The 17,336-nt window shown below is 61.7% G+C and carries 17 protein-coding genes; 11 read left to right on the top strand and 6 right to left on the bottom strand.

Annotated elements, in window-relative coordinates; translation table 11 throughout:
* Positions 1–53: 53 nt before the first annotated feature.
* Positions 54–371: a DUF4298 domain-containing protein gene (locus HMPREF2129_RS02225; RefSeq protein WP_034662545.1), complete on the top strand. Its 318-nt coding sequence runs from the start codon at positions 54–56 to the stop codon at positions 369–371.
* Here the strand turns inward: HMPREF2129_RS02225 and HMPREF2129_RS02220 are convergent.
* Together HMPREF2129_RS02220 and HMPREF2129_RS02215 are read right to left on the bottom strand one after the other, a co-directional pair.
* Positions 368–1,702, bottom strand: a complete 1,335-nt coding sequence (locus HMPREF2129_RS02220) for a DUF4185 domain-containing protein (RefSeq protein WP_084576447.1) — start codon at positions 1,700–1,702, stop codon at positions 368–370. The genes HMPREF2129_RS02225 and HMPREF2129_RS02220 overlap by 4 nt on opposite strands.
* Positions 1,703–1,780: 78 nt before the next feature.
* Positions 1,781–2,947 (bottom strand): hypothetical protein, encoded by a 1,167-nt coding sequence (locus HMPREF2129_RS02215; RefSeq protein ID WP_034662542.1) that lies wholly within the window; start codon positions 2,945–2,947, stop codon positions 1,781–1,783.
* Positions 2,948–3,092: 145 nt separating this feature from the next.
* On the opposite strand from HMPREF2129_RS02215, the gene HMPREF2129_RS02210 reads away from it, so the two are divergent.
* The 10 genes from HMPREF2129_RS02210 to HMPREF2129_RS02165 all read left to right on the top strand — a co-directional run bounded on the left by HMPREF2129_RS02210 (position 3,093) and on the right by HMPREF2129_RS02165 (position 12,398).
* On the top strand, positions 3,093–3,815 hold the full coding sequence (locus HMPREF2129_RS02210) for an Rv1157c family protein (RefSeq protein WP_232218071.1): 723 nt from the start codon (positions 3,093–3,095) through the stop codon (positions 3,813–3,815).
* A gap of 35 nt (positions 3,816–3,850) precedes the next feature.
* On the top strand, positions 3,851–4,387 hold the full coding sequence (locus HMPREF2129_RS02205) for a DUF402 domain-containing protein (protein ID WP_034662539.1): 537 nt from the start codon (positions 3,851–3,853) through the stop codon (positions 4,385–4,387).
* Between the two features lie 37 nt (positions 4,388–4,424).
* Positions 4,425–5,351, top strand: a complete 927-nt coding sequence (locus HMPREF2129_RS02200; RefSeq protein ID WP_034662537.1) for a DUF808 domain-containing protein — start codon at positions 4,425–4,427, stop codon at positions 5,349–5,351.
* Between the two features lie 65 nt (positions 5,352–5,416).
* The gene (gene typA, locus HMPREF2129_RS02195; RefSeq protein ID WP_034662534.1) at positions 5,417–7,333 is read left to right on the top strand and encodes a translational GTPase TypA; all 1,917 of its coding nucleotides are present in this window, start codon (positions 5,417–5,419) and stop codon (positions 7,331–7,333) included.
* 2 nt (positions 7,334–7,335) lie between these two features.
* Positions 7,336–8,982, top strand: a complete 1,647-nt coding sequence (locus HMPREF2129_RS02190; protein ID WP_034662531.1) for an ABC transporter family substrate-binding protein — start codon at positions 7,336–7,338, stop codon at positions 8,980–8,982.
* Positions 8,972–9,850: an N-acetyl-1-D-myo-inositol-2-amino-2-deoxy-alpha-D-glucopyranoside deacetylase gene (mshB, locus tag HMPREF2129_RS02185; RefSeq protein WP_034662529.1), complete on the top strand. Its 879-nt coding sequence runs from the start codon at positions 8,972–8,974 to the stop codon at positions 9,848–9,850. The genes HMPREF2129_RS02190 and mshB overlap by 11 nt, the downstream gene beginning before the upstream one ends.
* Complete coding sequence (locus tag HMPREF2129_RS02180; RefSeq protein WP_034662526.1) at positions 9,847–10,209, top strand: hypothetical protein; 363 nt, start codon at positions 9,847–9,849, stop codon at positions 10,207–10,209. The genes mshB and HMPREF2129_RS02180 overlap by 4 nt, the downstream gene beginning before the upstream one ends.
* Positions 10,210–10,245: 36 nt before the next feature.
* On the top strand, positions 10,246–10,569 hold the full coding sequence (gene fdxA / locus HMPREF2129_RS02175; protein WP_034662523.1) for a ferredoxin: 324 nt from the start codon (positions 10,246–10,248) through the stop codon (positions 10,567–10,569).
* 3 nt (positions 10,570–10,572) lie between these two features.
* The gene (gene dapC / locus HMPREF2129_RS02170; RefSeq protein ID WP_034662520.1) at positions 10,573–11,676 is read left to right on the top strand and encodes a succinyldiaminopimelate transaminase; all 1,104 of its coding nucleotides are present in this window, start codon (positions 10,573–10,575) and stop codon (positions 11,674–11,676) included.
* 98 nt (positions 11,677–11,774) lie between these two features.
* The gene (locus HMPREF2129_RS02165) at positions 11,775–12,398 is read left to right on the top strand and encodes a GtrA family protein (RefSeq protein ID WP_084576446.1); all 624 of its coding nucleotides are present in this window, start codon (positions 11,775–11,777) and stop codon (positions 12,396–12,398) included.
* On the opposite strand, the gene HMPREF2129_RS10535 is transcribed toward HMPREF2129_RS02165, so the two are convergent.
* The 4 genes from HMPREF2129_RS10535 to HMPREF2129_RS02145 all read right to left on the bottom strand — a co-directional run bounded on the left by HMPREF2129_RS10535 (position 12,376) and on the right by HMPREF2129_RS02145 (position 17,276).
* Positions 12,376–13,461 carry an HNH endonuclease signature motif containing protein gene (locus HMPREF2129_RS10535; protein WP_052092546.1) on the bottom strand — a complete coding sequence of 362 codons (1,086 nt, stop codon included), beginning with the start codon at positions 13,459–13,461 and terminating at the stop codon, positions 12,376–12,378. The two genes, HMPREF2129_RS02165 and HMPREF2129_RS10535, sit on opposite strands and share 23 nt — an antisense overlap.
* A 115-nt stretch (positions 13,462–13,576) precedes the next feature.
* Positions 13,577–14,521 carry a 2,3,4,5-tetrahydropyridine-2,6-dicarboxylate N-succinyltransferase gene (dapD, locus tag HMPREF2129_RS02155; RefSeq protein WP_034662518.1) on the bottom strand — a complete coding sequence of 315 codons (945 nt, stop codon included), beginning with the start codon at positions 14,519–14,521 and terminating at the stop codon, positions 13,577–13,579.
* 5 nt (positions 14,522–14,526) lie between these two features.
* Positions 14,527–15,885: an amino acid permease gene (locus tag HMPREF2129_RS02150; RefSeq protein ID WP_034662516.1), complete on the bottom strand. Its 1,359-nt coding sequence runs from the start codon at positions 15,883–15,885 to the stop codon at positions 14,527–14,529.
* On the bottom strand, positions 15,885–17,276 hold the full coding sequence (locus HMPREF2129_RS02145; protein ID WP_034662513.1) for an amino acid permease: 1,392 nt from the start codon (positions 17,274–17,276) through the stop codon (positions 15,885–15,887). The genes HMPREF2129_RS02150 and HMPREF2129_RS02145 overlap by 1 nt, the downstream gene beginning before the upstream one ends.
* Between the last annotated feature and the right edge of the window lie 60 nt (positions 17,277–17,336).

Genomic DNA, 17,336 nt, shown 5'->3' with positions numbered 1-17,336 from the left:
ACACTTAGGAAGCGAAAAACATTCTGCAGGTATTCTGCAGGTATCGTGCAGCTATGACTTCTGAGAACGTCCCCGAGCACATCAAACAGGCCGACTCGCGCCTCCGGCATATCACCACCGTGAATGAGAAGTGGGAAGCCGCAGGGGAGCAGCTGGCGCAAGATTGGGCGTCGCTAAGGCTCCTCATCGAGTATTACGAGTCGCAGTGGGGCGAGGACATGGAAAAGTTCCCACGTGCACCCTACGGCGTGCTGTCGGAGGACGGCGTGTGGAATGAGATGGGACGTTTTTACGAGGCGCTCAAGGAGATTCGGGACGTGTCCACGCGCATCGTGCATGAATACGAGGGGGAGGAAACGGAGAACGCCTAGACCACGTCCGCAGCCTCCTCCACGGCCCGCTCCTCGCTGAGTTTCGCTTCAACGTCTGGCGTGACTGGCTCCTCAATAGTGTTGACGCTGTCCTGATTGCCTACCTCGTGCGGCGCGGCGGGTGTGATGCCAAAGAAGGTGTCCAGCCCCTTCACGTTGAATTGCGTAGCCATGTATCGCGAATTATTCGATGTGTTCCATTGAGACACCACGAGGTCAAGGTTGTCCAGAGTGGAGCCGGGCACTATGTAGCCACCATAGAGTTGTGTGAAGTTATTCTCATTTTGCGTCCCCAACCAGCCGCGGGACCCCGCAACAACGGCGTGCGCAGGTGAGATCGCGTTCCAATCGGTCGCGATAGTGGGAGAGATGCGCACTTCAATCGACGCGGTCTGCTCGTTGAACATTGCCAGCACCCAGTGGCCCTGGATGTAACGCAGGGACATCTCGCCAGCACGCACGTTGTTGCTCAAAATCGGCACCAGGTCCCCGCCCCACATCCCAGTGCGCGGATTGAATCGCTCCCACCGCGCCGGGTTGGCAATATCAGCCTCGCGGAACCGGGACAGATACACCGGGTGGTTGCGCTTAAATTCAGACGACACCACGTAGATGAACCCGTCCGGCCCCAGCTCCCAGCTGATCAAGTTGCCCATTCCATCAAGGTGGTTAGCGGGGCTTTTGCTTATCGACGTCCACCGCGCACCCCCATCCGTCGACCTCCAGATCTCCGTCTGCAGCACATTGCCAATACCCCGGTTCCACATGCCTTGCATGTACAGGGTCCCGCCTAGGTTTATCACATCGGATGGGATCAGGGTGAGGCCGTTGTCGTGGCGGTAATCGACGAGTTGCTCGACCTTATCGCCGCGGTTAAGCGGGGCGATGAAGCGAATGCGGCCGTTTTCATCGCACACAGCGCGGACACCGACGGGGCTGAGCCAATCGCCTTGGCCGAAGCCGTTTCCGGTAAAGGAATCTCCGAAGATGACGCCGAACTGTTGTCCCATTTCCTCCCCAATTCCCAGTGGCACCATGATGCCCAGGTCCACGGCGCCAAGACCAACGACGTGTTGGTGCCTCCCCAGCAGGTCACCGATGAGTTTGACGGTGAGACCTTCACTGATCGTCTTCGGCGTGCCATTCGGCTGGTGGGGAGCGGAGCTGCCTGGGAAGCCCGAGCTGCCGGAACTTAACCTGCCGGAACTCAGCTGCCCGAGGTCTGAACTTTGGGCCTCAGCTGTCGGGGTGCTCACCGCGCTGGCACAAAGCGCGACGGTAAGGGCGGTTCCCGCCAAGTGGGATAGTGGTGTGTACGGGCGCTGCGTCATAGTGGGGACAGCTCGTTTCTTTCTTGGAGGGAGAGTTTTCTGGAGACACTCTAACCACAAGCCGAATGAATCACCTGATTAATCGGGTTTACGGTGTCGTCCGGTGTATGTGCTGGTTTCTTCCTCAGGGGTGATCACAGGCTCAGGCTCGGATTCGGGCTCAGATTGGGCGCTTAACATTTGCTCGACTCTCTTCCGCAAGAGTTCGTCGCGTTGGGCGCGGCGTACGCGGACCTTCTCCACTTCCGACAAGTAATTATTCTCACTAGCCACGGAATCGTGGGAGGGTGGGGTGAAGCCGATGGGGGCTGGGAAGGGCTCGGTTGGGGTTTCGTCGATAGGCTTGGTAGGTGGCTCTGAGATCGTGTCGGGGAGGATCACAGTACGCGCGTTACCTGCTGGAATGGGCTGGTCGTCCGGGTCGACTGCCACTGAACTATCCACAGTCACCGCAACGGTTCCGTCCCCAAACTCAAAAACCTGGAAGGAATTCGGCTGGGGCATCTCAGACACGGGGAGCGTGGGAAGATTCCGCATTGCCTGCACTGTGGATTGGCGGGCAATATCCAAAGTTACGGTGCCGTCTTTGGCCATGGCGCGGGCGAGAACGGGGGCGGGATCGTCGATAAGCATCTCGAGCAAGGCCCTGACCTCACCGCTATCCCTTTCACCGAGAGCACCCAGGACGCGTCCATCGCAGGTGACCACAACAGTGTTTTCATGGATGTTCAGCCCCACCAACCATTGGCCGGGGGACAAACGCTTCGTCTCCGCCTCGGTGTAATCACCCGCCGTCACGTCTACCGGCAAACGCTCATGGACACCGCCACTTCCCGAGGGCAACACCATAGCGCCGTCTACCGGATTGTTACGCGGCACCACAAACTCGGGGAGGGCGAGATGGACGATGACATCGTAGATCCCCGTGATGCGGTCAAGCTCAAACGAGGCTTGTGCAGCAGGGATGAAGCCGCACTCATGGATGACATCCACGAGGGGATAGTCCGCGCGTGTGGCCGCGTCGATCTCCCCGATGATCGCACCGAAAGCTAGGGGCCAGCGCACCCGCCACGTGCCAGTGAGTGCATGCGGCTCGAGTTCCACAGAGGTGGCAAGATTGTGCTCGGAGCCGGCGACAGTGGGGATATGATCAAAAAGAGTTGCCTGCACGAGGTTGCCCACGCGCACGTTCGCACCATCGCCCAACGTGGTGGGGGTGAGTGGATATCGAGGCGTAGGCTCCATGAGGCACTACTTTAGCCCGACGCGCCACTGACTGACAGCGCCCCGAGGGATACACAATCACCAAACGTGTTGCAATTGTTTCTAATGTGACTAAAGTTGTTCAAGTTAACGCGTTATTGTACCAACGCAAAGGAATGTCTTGTAGATGATGCTGAAGCGTCCCCGCACATCCCGTATTTCTGCTCTCACTGCCACTGGTCTCATGGCCATTGCATCCGTGGGCACCATTGCGCCGGCCATTCCTTTGGCTAATGCGCAGCCCGCGCCGGGAATTTCATCGCTGCCTCATATCCAGGTGCCCCATATCGTTGGTCCCCTCGGTCAGCCGATGCCCGATGTCCAGCGTGCTGTCACCGACTTTGCCAACCAGCCCTGGGTGCCGCCGCAGGTGCGGGACGCACTGTTGCAGGGCTTGGCTTTTTTAGCTGGTACCGGTGAGGTCGGCGGCCCGCCACTTCCGGATAATGCACCGCAATTCCGCCAAGCCTTCTGGCCCACGGTGTCTCCGCACTGCATGGGGCCGGGGCTGACCTCCACTGGCACCGCGATCGCGGTGCCAGGGCCTGCTGCTTTGCCGGCACCGGCGCCGAAGGCGGGGCAGGCTACGTTCGTCTTCACTGCGCTGGGAACAAAAGCAGCTGCTCCTGAGCAAGACCAGATGAACGTTTATTGGGTCAACTTGGGCACTTTCCGTTCGGGTGTAACGCCACTTCAGAACAACGGGATTAACCCAACAGGACCGGCAACTCTGTCCGGGGTTGCGGACACTGGGTCCGGCACGATCCTCGCGGTGGTTGCCGGATCGGTGAATACAGGTGGCAAGAGCTGTGGGTTCGCGCCCACGGCACTGGCGGCACGAGTCAAGTAATAGCCATGAGCAACGGTCACGAGAGGAGAGGCACTATGACTGTGAACCTTCACCCGGTGAAGCAGGAGACATTTGACATGACCTCTAACACCAACACGGACCCGAAGGGGTATCTCCGTGAGGTGGACACGTTCAAGGTCACGGATTTTGGCCTCTACATGGCGCGCGGGGCGAACCACCCGAAGTTTGGCTACCTGGAGAGTTGGCTGCTGCCGAAGCTGAATCTGCGCGCCAACATCTTCCACTTCCGCGAGGGGGTGGAAGCGGAGCAGGACTACTACTTCGATATCGCGGAGATCGACATTGAGGGCAAGGTGTGGCGCACCCGCGACCTCTATGTTGACCTGGTGATGGTGCAGGGGGAGGCGATTGATGTGCTCGATATTGATGAGCTCGCCGCCGCTACCTCCGCCGGCCTGATCAGCGCGGAAGACGCGGAGAAGGCCATTGATGCCACGCTCAACGCAGTGGAAGGAATTACTCGCCACGACGATGACGCGATGGAGTGGCTTCGCGCCCAGGGCATCGAGTTGACGTGGGCTGAGGAAGTGGAACTTATGCCAGTCGCATAAACTGCGCTGACAAAACCACTCTCTGAAAGGTTTGCTCATGGCCGGAGGCCTTCTTGCACTGCTTGACGACGTCGCCCTGATCGCCCGCACCGCCGCCTCCAGCGCGGATGATGTTGCGGCCATGACAGCGAAAACATCGGCGAAGGCCGCCGGTGTTGTCATCGATGATGCTGCTGTTACCCCGCAGTACGTCACCGGCGTGACCCCGGCGCGTGAGCTGCCGATGATCTGGAAGATCACTAAGGGCTCGCTGCGCAACAAACTGATCTTTATTCTCCCGATTGCGTTGCTGCTTAACGCGGTCGCTCCGTGGGCACTCGTTCCCATCCTGATGCTGGGTGGGGCGTATTTGTGTTTTGAGGGGGCGGAGAAGATCGTCGATAAGCTTCTGCATGATGCGGAAGAACAAGCCGACCGTGCCGTCAACCGCGACGAGGCGGATGAGGACACCCTGGTCAAACGTGCAGTGACCACGGACCTGATCTTGTCGGCGGAGATCATGATCATCTCCCTCGATGAGGTAGCGGACCAGCCGTTGTGGATGGAGTTTGCTGTCCTTGTCGCCGTGGCGCTGTTCATTACGGCGGCGGTGTACGGTGCGGTGGCGTTGTTGGTGAAGATCGACGATATCGGACTGGGCATGATTGAGCGTGGTCACGCCCCGGCGGTGGGCAGGGGCCTGGTCAAAGGCATGCCGTACGTGTTGCAGGCGATTGGCATCATCGGCACGGTGGCCATGCTGTGGGTCGGCGGGCACCTGATCATCCGCGGTCTGCACGAGGTCATTGGGTGGCACTGGCCCCACGACGTGCTGCAGCGCGGCGCGGAAGCCGGCGGCGGGGGAGCAGCCGGCTGGTTCGTGGACACCGGTGGGTCACTCGTGGCGGGTCTGATTACAGGTTTTCTTGTGTTCGGCGTTGTGGAAGCCGTGCGAAAGATCGCGGATAAGGGTAAGGCGGAGTAGGGTTTAACCGTTCAAGGCCTGCCCGCGCATGAGCGGGAGGCACATTCCACGCAAAAGGAGAGCGCGTGTCGCACCCAGAGTTTCGCAATGTAGCCATTGTCGCCCACGTTGACCACGGTAAAACCACCCTCGTCAACGCAATGCTGGAGCAGTCCGGCGTCTTCGGTGATCACGGCGAACACGGCGACCGTGTTATGGACTCCGGTGAGCTTGAATCGGAGCGTGGCATCACCATTTTGGCGAAGAACACCGCCATCCGCCGTCAAGGTGCAGGCAAAGATGGCAGTGACCTGGTGATCAACGTGATTGATACCCCGGGCCACGCGGACTTCGGTGGCGAGGTCGAGCGTGGCCTTTCCATGGTTGATGGCGTTGTCCTGCTTATCGATGCCTCCGAGGGGCCCCTCCCACAAACCCGCTTCGTCCTCGGCAAAGCCCTGGAGGCAAAGAAGCCGGTGATCATCTGCGTGAACAAGACGGACCGCCCGGATGCACGCATCGATGAGGTTGTGGAAGAAGCCCAGGACCTGCTGCTGGAGCTCGGCGCGGCTCTGGAAGACCCGGAGGCTGCCGAGGCCGCTGAAAACCTGCTGGAGCTGCCGGTGCTCTATACCTCCGGCCGTGCGGGCCGGGCCTCTCTGGAGAACCCGGGTGACGGCGAACTACCAGCCAACGAGGACCTGCAGCCGCTTTTCGACGTCATCTACGATGTCCTGCCGGAACCCTCCGCCGACATCGACGCCCCCTTCCAGGCGCAGGTGACCAACCTGGACTCCTCTTCTTTCCTGGGCCGTATCGCTCTGATCCGCGTGTTCCGTGGCTCTGTGAAGAAGGGCGACAACGTTGCCTGGGTGCACTACGACGAGGACGGGGAGCAACACGTCAAGAACGTCCGCATCGCGGAGCTGCTGGTCACCGAGGGGCTTGAGCGTGTCCCGGCGACCGGTGCGGTCGTGGCCGGCGACATCGCCGCTGTGTCTGGCATCGACGAAATCATGATCGGTGACTCTCTGTGCGACCCCGACAACGTGGCGCCTCTGGACCGCATCAAGATCGATGACCCGGCAATTTCCATGACCATCGGTGTGAACACCTCCCCGATGGCTGGCCGCGGTGGCGGCGACAAGCTCACCGCCCGCCTGGTCAAGGCGCGCTTGGATCAGGAGCTCATCGGCAACGTGTCCATCAAGGTGCTGCCCACGGATCGTCCGGATGCGTGGGAAGTCCAAGGCCGCGGTGAAATGGCGTTGACGGTGCTGATTGAGACGATGCGTCGTGAAGGCTTCGAGCTCACTGTGGGCAAACCGCAGGTGGTGACAAAGGAGATCGACGGCAAAACCTACGAGCCGTATGACCACATGATCATCGACACCCCGGCTGAGCACCAGGGTGCCGTCACCCAGCTCATGGCCAGCCGCAAGGGCCAGATGACCGCCATGGGCAACGCCGGTTCGGGTGACTGGGTGCGTATGGAATTCGACGTCCCGTCCCGTGGCCTCATCGGCTTCCGCACCACCTTCCTCACCGAGACCCATGGCGCCGGTATTGCGAACTCCTACTCCATCGAGCACCGCCCGTGGGCCGGCGAGATCAAGGGCCGCCCGACCGGTTCGCTTGTCGCCGACCGCTCTGGCCAGGTCACCGCATACGCGCTGCAACAGCTCGCAGACCGCGGCGAGTTCTTCGTCGAGCCCGGCGCGGAAACCTACGAGGGCATGGTCGTTGGCGCGAACAGCCGTGATGAGGACATGGACATCAACATCACCAAGGAGAAGAAGCTCACCAACATGCGTGCGGCGTCCGCTGATACGACGGTGACTCTGGCCAAGGCGAAGACCCTCTCGCTGGAAGAAGCCATTGAGTTCTGTGACGATGACGAGTGCGTCGAGGTCACCCCCAACGTCATGCGCGTGCGCAAGCTCATCCTGGGAGCCACGGAACGCGGCCGTGCCCGCTCCCGTGCGAAGCAGTTGAATAAGTAAGCATGAAGGGAGCACTTCGCTTATCCACGATCCCCCTTCTCCTCGCCCTTTCCGCATGCACCGCTAACCCAGGTCCGCCCCCGATCGTGGAGGAGGAGACAACCACTACCTCGACCCCGGTACCCGCCCCGGCGGCGCGCTCCGAAGTCCGGGTGGGGGTGTCGCCGTTGCGCAACGGGCTCAATCCGCACCTTGCCGCGGATGAGAACTCGACGGTGCATGACATCGCGGAGCTAACGCTTCCGAGTCCTTTCGTCCGTGGGCCGGAGGGGGAGTGGCTCCTTAACTCCGACGTCGCGGAGAGCGCGGACTTTGTTCCAGACGCGGAGCGGCCTACGGTGCGTTACCAGATCAACCCGGCCGCCCAGTGGTCTGATGGCAGTCCGCTCACCGGTGCGGATTTCGTGTACTTGTGGCGTGGGATGGTGTCCACCCCTGGGACAGTCGACCCGGCTGCGTATCGCGCCATTAGTGATATCCGGGTGAGTGGGTCTGGCAAGACCGTTGATGTGGTGTTCGCGGAGCCGGTAGAGGAGTGGCAGTTCCTGTTCACGCATCTTCTCCCGTCCCATTTGCTGGATTCAGGGGCGAATGACTTTGCCACCGCGCTTGCCCGTACCATTCCTGCCTCTGCTGGTCGCTACATGGTGAATTCCGTGGATCAGGCCGCGGGGGTCATTGTGTTAAACCGGAATGACAGGTTTTGGGGGGAGGGGCCTGCGGGCATCGATATCCTCACCCTCGCCGCGGCGCGTTCGACGGACCAAGTGGCGGACCGCCTGCGCTCTGGCCAGTACGCATTCGTGGACCACGTGCCGGGGGAGACGTCCATGGATACGTACTCCCTCATCCCGGATACACAGGTGGAAATGCGGAAGGGGCCGCGCGAGCTTGGTGTGACCATGTCTGTTGATTCGCCCGTTCTTGGGGAGCTCGCCGCGCGTCAAGCCCTCTCATCGCTTATCGACGTCCCCCTCATCTCCCGTATCGCCTCCGGCCGCACCTCCACCACTGGTGCGCTAACTTCTTCTGCTGCTGCTCCGGCGGCTCCGGGGGGAGCCGCCGCCGCGATTCCTGCGACGAAGAAGCGACCGCTACGGATTGCTGCAGACCCGAGGGACCGTGAGGCGATGCCAGCGGCGCGCGCCATCGTGGACGTACTCAATGGCCACGATATTCCAGCGGAGGCTGTGGCTACGGATATGACTGACATCGCGAAACGCTTACCGAGCAGTGAAATCGATGCCGTGGTCGGATGGTCGCTTCGCACCAGCCCAAATGCATGGGCAAGTGAGATTCAGTGCCTAGCCGAGGACGGCGTGCTGGCTGGCAACTTGAGCGGGTTGTGCCTGCCCGAAACGGAAGACCTCGCGGCGGATATCTTGAGTGGCACGATCGGCGCCAAACAAGCGAGTGAACGGGTGGCTGGGCTGCTCAAGAAGGAAGCGGTGTGGCTGCCACTGCTCCGAGAAGAACACATCGTGGCATTGGGCACCTCCTTGTCCTCACCCGCACTCATCGATGATCCTGCGGCGCGACTGACCGCTGCCCCCACCTGGGTTCTGAACACAAGGAATGGGGGCAACGCAGTGAGCCCCCTGAACGATGACCCTTTACCACCTGAAGAGGAGAACGAACATGTCCCGTGATCTCACTGGTTTCAGAGTTGTGGCTGTTCATGCCCACCCGGATGATGAGGCGCTGTTCACCGGCGGTGCCCTTGCCACTTTGGCGCGCCGGGGTGCGGATGTCCTCGTGGTCACCTGCACGCTCGGGGAAGAAGGCGAGGTCATCGGGGAGCCTTACCAGCACCTGGTTAATGATCATGCAGACCAGCTCGGCGGGTTTCGTATTCACGAGTTGAACACGGCACTGTCCGCCCTTGGTGTGCGCGGGGAATTTCTCGGCTGTGCGGGCAAGTACCGGGATTCAGGCATGGCGGGCTCACCAGCGAGCCGGAACCCGAAGGCCTTTGTTAATTCCGGGCAGCGAGCAATCGATGACCTCGTAGACGTGTTCAATCGGGAACGCCCCCACCTGGTGCTCACCTACGACTCTAACGGCGGCTACGGGCACCCCGACCACATCCGTGCCCACGAGATCACCCATGCGGCAGCCGAACGCGTGCACGTCCCGCGCATCCTGTGGGCCGCGCGTCTGCGCAGCGAGCTTGACGGGATGATCGCCACCCATATCCCCTCCGGCTGGACCCGCCCTGAGCCCGGCGAACTCGACGCCGTCGATACAGTGGACACCTGGGTAGAACTCGACGACACCACCTACGCCGCCAAAACCGCCGCCATGCGCGCCCATGCCACCCAAATCTGGGTAGCTGACGGCTCCGTGTCCACCACCAACCCACACGCCGCCTTTGCCACCGCACCGGATGCCACCGTGGTCACCTACGCACTGTCTAACCTCATCGCGCAACCCATCCTTCGCCGCGAACATTACTGCGTCGGAGCGGGCCTGCCGCTGGAACCCGGCGCGGACATCACCAGCGGAATCCCCCGATGACCCCACAGCCACGCACCGACTTCACACCCGGCGAAGCTCGAGCCGGTATCACCTGGCTTAGCGTCGGTGCACTCGTGACGTTGCTGGTGGAGGTCGGTTCCCTCGACAAACTCTGGGGGATTCCGGCCATCGTCGCCGCCTGGGTGTTGGGTGGGGTGGGGACGAAGACGGGGAGACTGTGGACGTCGAAAAGCACCATTGCTTTGGTGCCTACCTGGACATGGCTCGTGGGCCTAGCACTGCTCTACATGGGGCCCGACGTGACCCGCGAACTCCTACGCACCCACCATCTTCCCGCGCTCCTCCTGCTCGCCGCCGGCACCGCAGGAGGCATTTGGCCCTTGCTGCGCGATAAGTGACATACTGGACCCAACCGACAAAACGGAGGAGACCCCTTGACCTACATCATCGCTGAACCATGCGTTGACGTGCTCGACCGTTCATGCGTGGAGGAATGCCCCGTCGACTGCATCTACGAGGGCAAACGCATGCTCTACATCCACCCCGACGAATGCGTGGACTGCGGCGCCTGCGAACCCGCCTGCCCCGTCGAAGCCATCTTCTACGAAGATGACCTGCCCGATGAGTGGAACGACTACTACGACGCCAACGTCGCGTTTTTTGACGACCTCGGCTCCCCAGGCGGCGCCGCCGCCGAAGGCCCCTACGACTTCGACCACCCCTTCGTGGCTGCGCTGCCACCAATGAACCAGGAGTAGGACATGGGCCCGCGCCAACCACTCAGCCACATCCTGCCGGACTTCCCGTGGGACACCATCGCCGACGTGAAGGCGCGCGCCGCCGCCCACCCGGATGGGCTGGTGGACCTGTCCGTGGGCGGGCCCGTTGACCCCGTCCCGCCGTCTATCCAACTCGCGCTGGCTGAAAACGCCGCCGAGCCGGGCTACCCGCAGACGACTGGAACGCCTGAGTTGCGAGCGGCGATCGTCTCCGCGCTGTCGCGTCGCTTCGGCATCGAAGGACTCAGTGAAAGCGCCGTGCTGCCCACCATCGGGCTTAAAGAAGTCGTGGCATGGTTGCCCACGATGCTGGGCCTGCGTGGCCAAACCGTTGTTATTCCGGAAGTCGCGTACCCCACCTACGAAGTCGGCGCACTCATCGCCGGGTGCAACGTCGTGCGCTGCGACGACCCGGCCAATGCCCCCCGCGACACCGCCCTCGTCTTCCTCAACTCGCCCTCCAACCCGACCGGTGCAGTAGCCCCTGTAGAGCAGCTGCGCGCCTGGGTTGCGTTTGCGCAGGAAACCGGCGCCATCATCGCCTCCGATGAGTGCTACTTGTACTTAGGGTGGTCCGTTGAACCGGTGTCGCTGCTACACCCGTCTGTCACGGATGGTGACAATACCGGTTTGTTGGCGCTGCACTCCCTGTCCAAAACGTCCAATATGGCGTCTTATCGTTGCGGCATGGTCTCCGGCGACGAAGCGCTTGTGCAGGAAATTCTGGAGGTGCGCAAACACACCGGTCTCATCGTTCCGGGGCCGATCCAACACGCTATGGTTGCTGCGCTAGAAATTGACCTGCACGAAGAAATGCAGCGCTCTACCTATGCGATGCGTCGTCTTGAGCTGCTCAAGGCTTTGCCCGAGGCTGGGTTCACCGTCGACCATTCCGATGCTGGCCTGTACCTCTGGGCACAGCGCGATGGCATGGATTCCCGCCAGGCCCTCGACTGGCTTGCCGACCGTGGCATCCTCGCCGCCCCCGGTGATTTCTACGGCCCAGCCGGCGCTGACCATGTCCGCATCGCCCTGACAGCGACCGACGAACACATCGCCGCCGCGGCCAACCGATTGATTTCCTAAACACGCCCAGAACACGCACGGTTTCGGCGCGTCGTGTCTCACGGAGTAAGATTGCCGAAAGTTGAACGCACCCTAAAACCCGGACTGAGGAGAGCTGCATGGTGGAAACGGTGCCCTCATCGGCGGAGTCGGCTGAGTCGGCTGAGCCCGTCGGGTCTGCGGCGGTTAGTGGCGCGAATAAGGCGAAGAGTGTGAAGCTCGTCGATAGTGCTCGCGAGTTCATCAAGTTCGGCATCGTGGGTGGCTCGGGTGTGCTGGTGAACCTTCTCGTGGTGTTCATAGCCACGAAGAGTTTCGGCGCCGGGTGGGGCATCCATGAGAATGATGTCTTTTTGAACCTCTTTGGCACTCGGTGGAATATCCGTTGGTACCACGTGATCATGACGATCGCTTTCGTTGTTGCCAACACCTGGAATTACCAGTTGAACCGCTCTTGGACGTTTAAGAACGCGTCAAAACGGTCTTGGCTGCGCGGGTTTTTCCCTTTCTTGACCACGGGCGTGGTGGCGTTCGTGGTCAGCCAAACTGTAGCTACGTTGTTGATGAATCCAACATCACCCATCGCTTTGCCGGACCACATCTTCGATGGCTCCACGGGGTTGCGCACGAAGTTCTACTGGTCCGCCGGGATTTCTACGTTGGTGGCAATGCCGGTGAACTTCATCATCAACAAGCTATGGACTTTCGGGCGCCCCAAAGTCATCCGTATTGAAACGGTTTAAAAAGAACATTCAACGCGCCCCATTCGCTGTGTTTATTGGGCACTGCGTAGCCGTTAGGTGAGCGCCAGATTGGTTGGGCGCCAACCTTGTCTATTCGGCCGCGACGCACCATGCCAGGGTCGTCGTCGTTGGTGCCGTTGTGGTAGCGACAGAGGGGGACAAGGTTCGCAACATTCGTCTCGCCCCCGTTCTTCCAGGCTGTGATGTGGTGGATTTCGCAGTTTTCTGCACCATGCCGGCATCCAGGCACCGGGCAGACCGGCATCACCGCCTTGGCTAGGTCCCGTTGCTTCTGGTTGGCAAACCGCTGCGTCCGGTAGAGGTTGACGGCGCCTTCCTGTGGATGGAAAAGCGCCACCTCGAGTTCCGCGCCGTGGTACTCGGCGAGATAGTCCGCACCGGTCATGGTGGTGCCGTCGGTGAGCCCAAGGATGGTCTCATAGCCTTCGCCGCGCACGATTCTCACGTAAGCGGGCAGCGGGATGAGCACCAAGGGGCGCGGGGCAGCGGCGGGAATACCTGCGCCATCACCCCGCAAGAGCTTGAGCAGCGGTCGGACCATCTGTGCCGCAGCAGGCTTCGACGGATCAATCAACGAGCGCAGCGCGTGTTCCAAGTCCGCCAGGTCCCGTTCGGGTGCAGTGACAGACATGCCTCCCATCCCATCCCGTGGCGCGTGGAATTTCACCTGCGGCTTCGGTGCTGCGGGCTGGGGGCGGGGGATGAGGCGGTCGGCGCGACGCCGTAAAGCCTCGTATGTGCAATGCGAAGCCAGCAGAGCGCGGCGAAGACGCATGCGCTCGCCGTGGTCTTCGATATGCGCGATTCGCTTCTCGACGAACACCAGCTGCTCCACCACAAACCCACCCACCAACGCCTCCTCCCGGGCGAGCCGTTGTTGCTTGGGGGTGCGCGTTGGCCCCCAGTAAGCGCGGTGGACGGTCTGGAGATCAGCAGCGTGGCGTGGCGACATCCCGGCGGCAATAGCACGCTGGCGGTCAAAGCCTTCGAGGGCGGTGAGCGCGGTGCCGGAGAGGACCTCCAGGAGTTCGTCGAACGTCATACTTCGGACGCTATGTGGGTGGGAAGGCGCCCGCAAGCATCACGTGCTGCGCCTGTGGATAACTGTAGTGACACGTCTACAAAACGACGTTTTATCCACAGAAACAGGCGTTGGGCTAGTTTTTGTGCAGCGCCTCGTTGAGCTCGACAGCCTTGGCGCGGACGGCTTCGACGGCTCCGGTGAGCGAATTGCGGCGGAATAAAAGACCGTTCTTGCCGGACAGTTCGAGGGCTTTCGCTTCCGTGCCGTCGCTGAGGCGAACTTTGGTGCCGGCGGTGAGGTAGAGGCCAGCTTCGACAACGCAGTCATCGCCTAGTGATATGCCCACTCCTGAGTTCGCGCCGAGCAGGCAGCGCTGCCCGATTGTGATGGTTTCCTTCCCACCACCGGACAGTGTGCCCATGACGGACGCTCCGCCGCCGATGTCTGTACCGTCCCCGACGACAACGCCAGCGGAGATACGGCCCTCGACCATGGAGGCGCCGAGGGTGCCGGCGTTGAAGTTCACAAAGCCTTCGTGCATGACGGTGGTGCCTTCGGCCAGGTGGGCGCCAAGGCGGACACGGTCAGCATCGCCGATGCGCACACCGGTTGGGACAACGTAGTCCACCATTCGGGGGAACTTGTCCACGGAGTAAACCACCACCGGTCCCTTCGCCGCGAGACGCCCGCGCGTCATCTGAAAATCACCGACGGCGCAGGGGCCGTAGTTTGTCCACACGACGTTGGACAGCAGCCCAAAGATGCCGTCCATGTTCGCACCGTGGGGGCGGATGAGGCGGTGGGAGAGGAGGTGGAGGCGCAGGTAAACGTCGTAGGCGTCGACGGCGGGCTGTGCAAGATCCGCGATCGTCGTTTCCACCGCTACGCGCGCCACGCCGCGGTCTTCGTCGGGGCCAACCAGCGCTGCGAAGCGGGCGTCAGGTTCGTCGAGGCGCTGTGTCCCCGTCCCTGTCACCGCCTCTCCAATCTTGGGGGCTGGGTACCAGACGTCGAGGACGGTGCCGTCGTAGGTCAGCGTTGCTATGCCGCGGGCGTGTGCAGTCGTGGGTGAATCCATGCGGATTACTTTAGGGCGCTCCGCTTCTTCGTTAGAAGCGACAAGCCGACCAATGCAAGGGAGAGGATGGTGACGGAGATGACTTGGGAGCGGGCGTTGGCGTCGAAAAGCATGAGAACGGTGAGCCCGAGCAAAGCGGCCAACGTGACCCACGGCACCCACGTGGCGCCGCGTACGCGGACGGCAGAGGAGCTGATGCGCGGGTGAAGTTTGATGAAGCTCAGCGTGATCATGATCCACGTGACAATGAGGCAGCCACCGGTGGCGGACATGATGAAGTCAATCATTCCCGGCGGATTCCACCACTGTAGGCCGACCGCGACGAACGCGAAGAACACAGAGATGAGCACCGAGTTCATGGGCACGTTGTTGGCGTTGGTTTTAGCCATCCACTTCGGAGCGTCGCCTTCGAGGGCCTGCTGGTAGGCGAGGCGGGAGGTGCCATAGATCTGGGCATTGAACGCGGAAAGCAGGGCGAGCACGATGACCACTTCCATGAACGCTGCGGCGCCCGGAATGTTGGCCATGTCGAGCACGGCAGTGAAGGGGGAGTCCGCAGCGGAATCAGCACCGTCGATGGACGCGTAGGGCAGCAGCAGCGTGATCACGGCGACGGAGCCGAGGTAGAACACGGCGATGCGCCAGATGATGGAGTTCACGGCGCGCTTGACGTTATCGGCCGGGTTTTCGGATTCGGCGGCGGCGATAGTGACCACTTCGATGCCCCCGAATGCGAAAGCGACGGCGAGAAGCCCCGCGGCGATACCCGCGATGCCGTTGGGGGCGAAGCCGGATTCGCGCACGTTGTCAAAGCCGACGAAACCGCTTGCCGGCAAAACGCCGAGCCACAGCAGCACGCCAATGATGAGGAAGCCGATGATCACCGCGATCTTGATCATGGCGAACCAGTACTCAAATTCGCCGAACCCCTTGACCTGGGCCAGGTTCACGGCGGTGAGAATGACCACGACGGTGAGCCCTGGCACCCATTGGGGCACGTCAAACCAGGAGGCCATCATGGCGGATGCACCGGTGAGTTCGGCGCCGCACGCCATGATCAGCAGAAAGTAATACAGCCAGCCGAGCAAGAACCCCGCCCAGTGGCCGAATGCCATGCGCCCGTAGGTGGCAAAAGAACCCGACGAGGGGTGCGCAGCAGCCATCTCGCCGAGCATGCGCATAACGGCGATGACAATGAGCCCGGCGATTGCGTACGCAACAAGAATCGCGGGGCCGGCAGCGCGGATGCCCACGCCGACGCCGAGAAACAGGCCGGCACCCACCGCGGTGCCTAGGCCCATGAGGGTGAGGTGTCGGGATTTCAGCCCGGTGCCGAGTTCGCTTTGGCTTGTCCGCGAGCCCATTAATTCGCCGTCCTTCCCTCCGGCTTACGCGTCCACAGGACGCCGGCGAGGGAAATGATGCCGACGACGACGGCGACGGCGAACATCTGGAAACGCCCGTCCGGATTGGAGAGCATGAGCAGGATGACACCACCGGTAAGCGCAACCATGATCCAGGGGAGGACGTTGGGTGCCCACATGCGGACGTCGGTAATTTCGCCGTTCTCGACGAGTTTGGGGTGCAGGCGCACAAAGGACAGTGCAACGGCGATCCACAGCACGATGAGGCAGCCGCCGACCGCGTTAAGCAGGAAGGCGAGCAGCCCCGGTGGGTTCCAGTACTGAAGGGCAACAGCGACGAAGCCGAAGAAGACGGAGACGACGACGGCGCGGACAGGAACACCGCGGCTATCGGTCTGGGCGAAGGCCTGGGGTGCGTCGCCGCGCACGGCGAGGTTCTGCAGGAAGCGGGAGGAACCGTAGATCTGAGTGTTGCATGCGGAAAGCAGCGCTACGACGATAACGGCTTCCATGATGCCCACGGCACCTGGGATGTTGGCCATCTCCAGGACGGCGGTGAAGGGGGATTCAGCGGCCGAGTCTGCGCCACCGATTTGGTCGAAGGGCAGCAGCAGAATGATCAGCAGGACGGACCCGATGTAGAACACGGAGATGCGCCAGATGATGGAGCGGATCGCGGAGTGCACGCCGGCTTCTGGGTTTTCGGATTCGGCGGCGGCGACGGTGACAAGTTCAATACCGCCGAAGGCGAACGCCACCGCCAAGAGTGCGGTAGCCACGCCAGCCCAACCGTGCGGCATGAAGCCGACCTCGTTGACGTTGGTCAAGCCGATGAAGTCGCCCGACGGCAACAGGCCTAGCCACAGTGCCGCGCCGATGCACAGGAAGGCGACTATGACGAGGACCTTGATCAGTGCGAACCAGAATTCGAACTCGCCGAAGTTTTTTACTGCGGCGAAGTTGATCACGGTAAAGACAGCAATGGCCGCCAGCGCCGGGATCCATGGAGAGATGCCAAACCAGTGGGCGACGATGGCGGAGGCACCGGTGATTTCAACGGCCATGATCATGATCATCATGAACCAGTACAGCCAGCCGATGGCGAAGCCTGCCCAGCGGCCGTAGGCCTGTTCAGCGTAGATGGAGAAGGTGCCTGAGGAGGGGCGTGCAGCGACCATCTCCGCGAGCATCTGCATGAAGCACACGGTGATGAAGCCAGCGACGATGTAGGCGAGGATGACGGCAGGGCCTGCGGCGGCGATGCCAACGCCGGTGCCGAGGAAGAGTCCGGCACCGATAGCTGAGCCGAGGCCCATCATGGTGAGGTGGCGCGTTTTCAGACCGCGAGCAAGCGCGGTGGAATCGGCGACGGGAGAAACAGGTGTGGACATGCCCAACACTTTAAACGGCGCCGCGCAGCCGTTGACATTGCGCTCCGGTTTAGCGGTGTC

Source organism: Corynebacterium tuscaniense DNF00037 (genome assembly GCF_000759055.1).
Taxonomy (GTDB): Bacteria; Actinomycetota; Actinomycetes; order Mycobacteriales; family Mycobacteriaceae; genus Corynebacterium; species Corynebacterium tuscaniense.
This window is presented reverse-complemented; position numbering and strand designations above follow the sequence as displayed.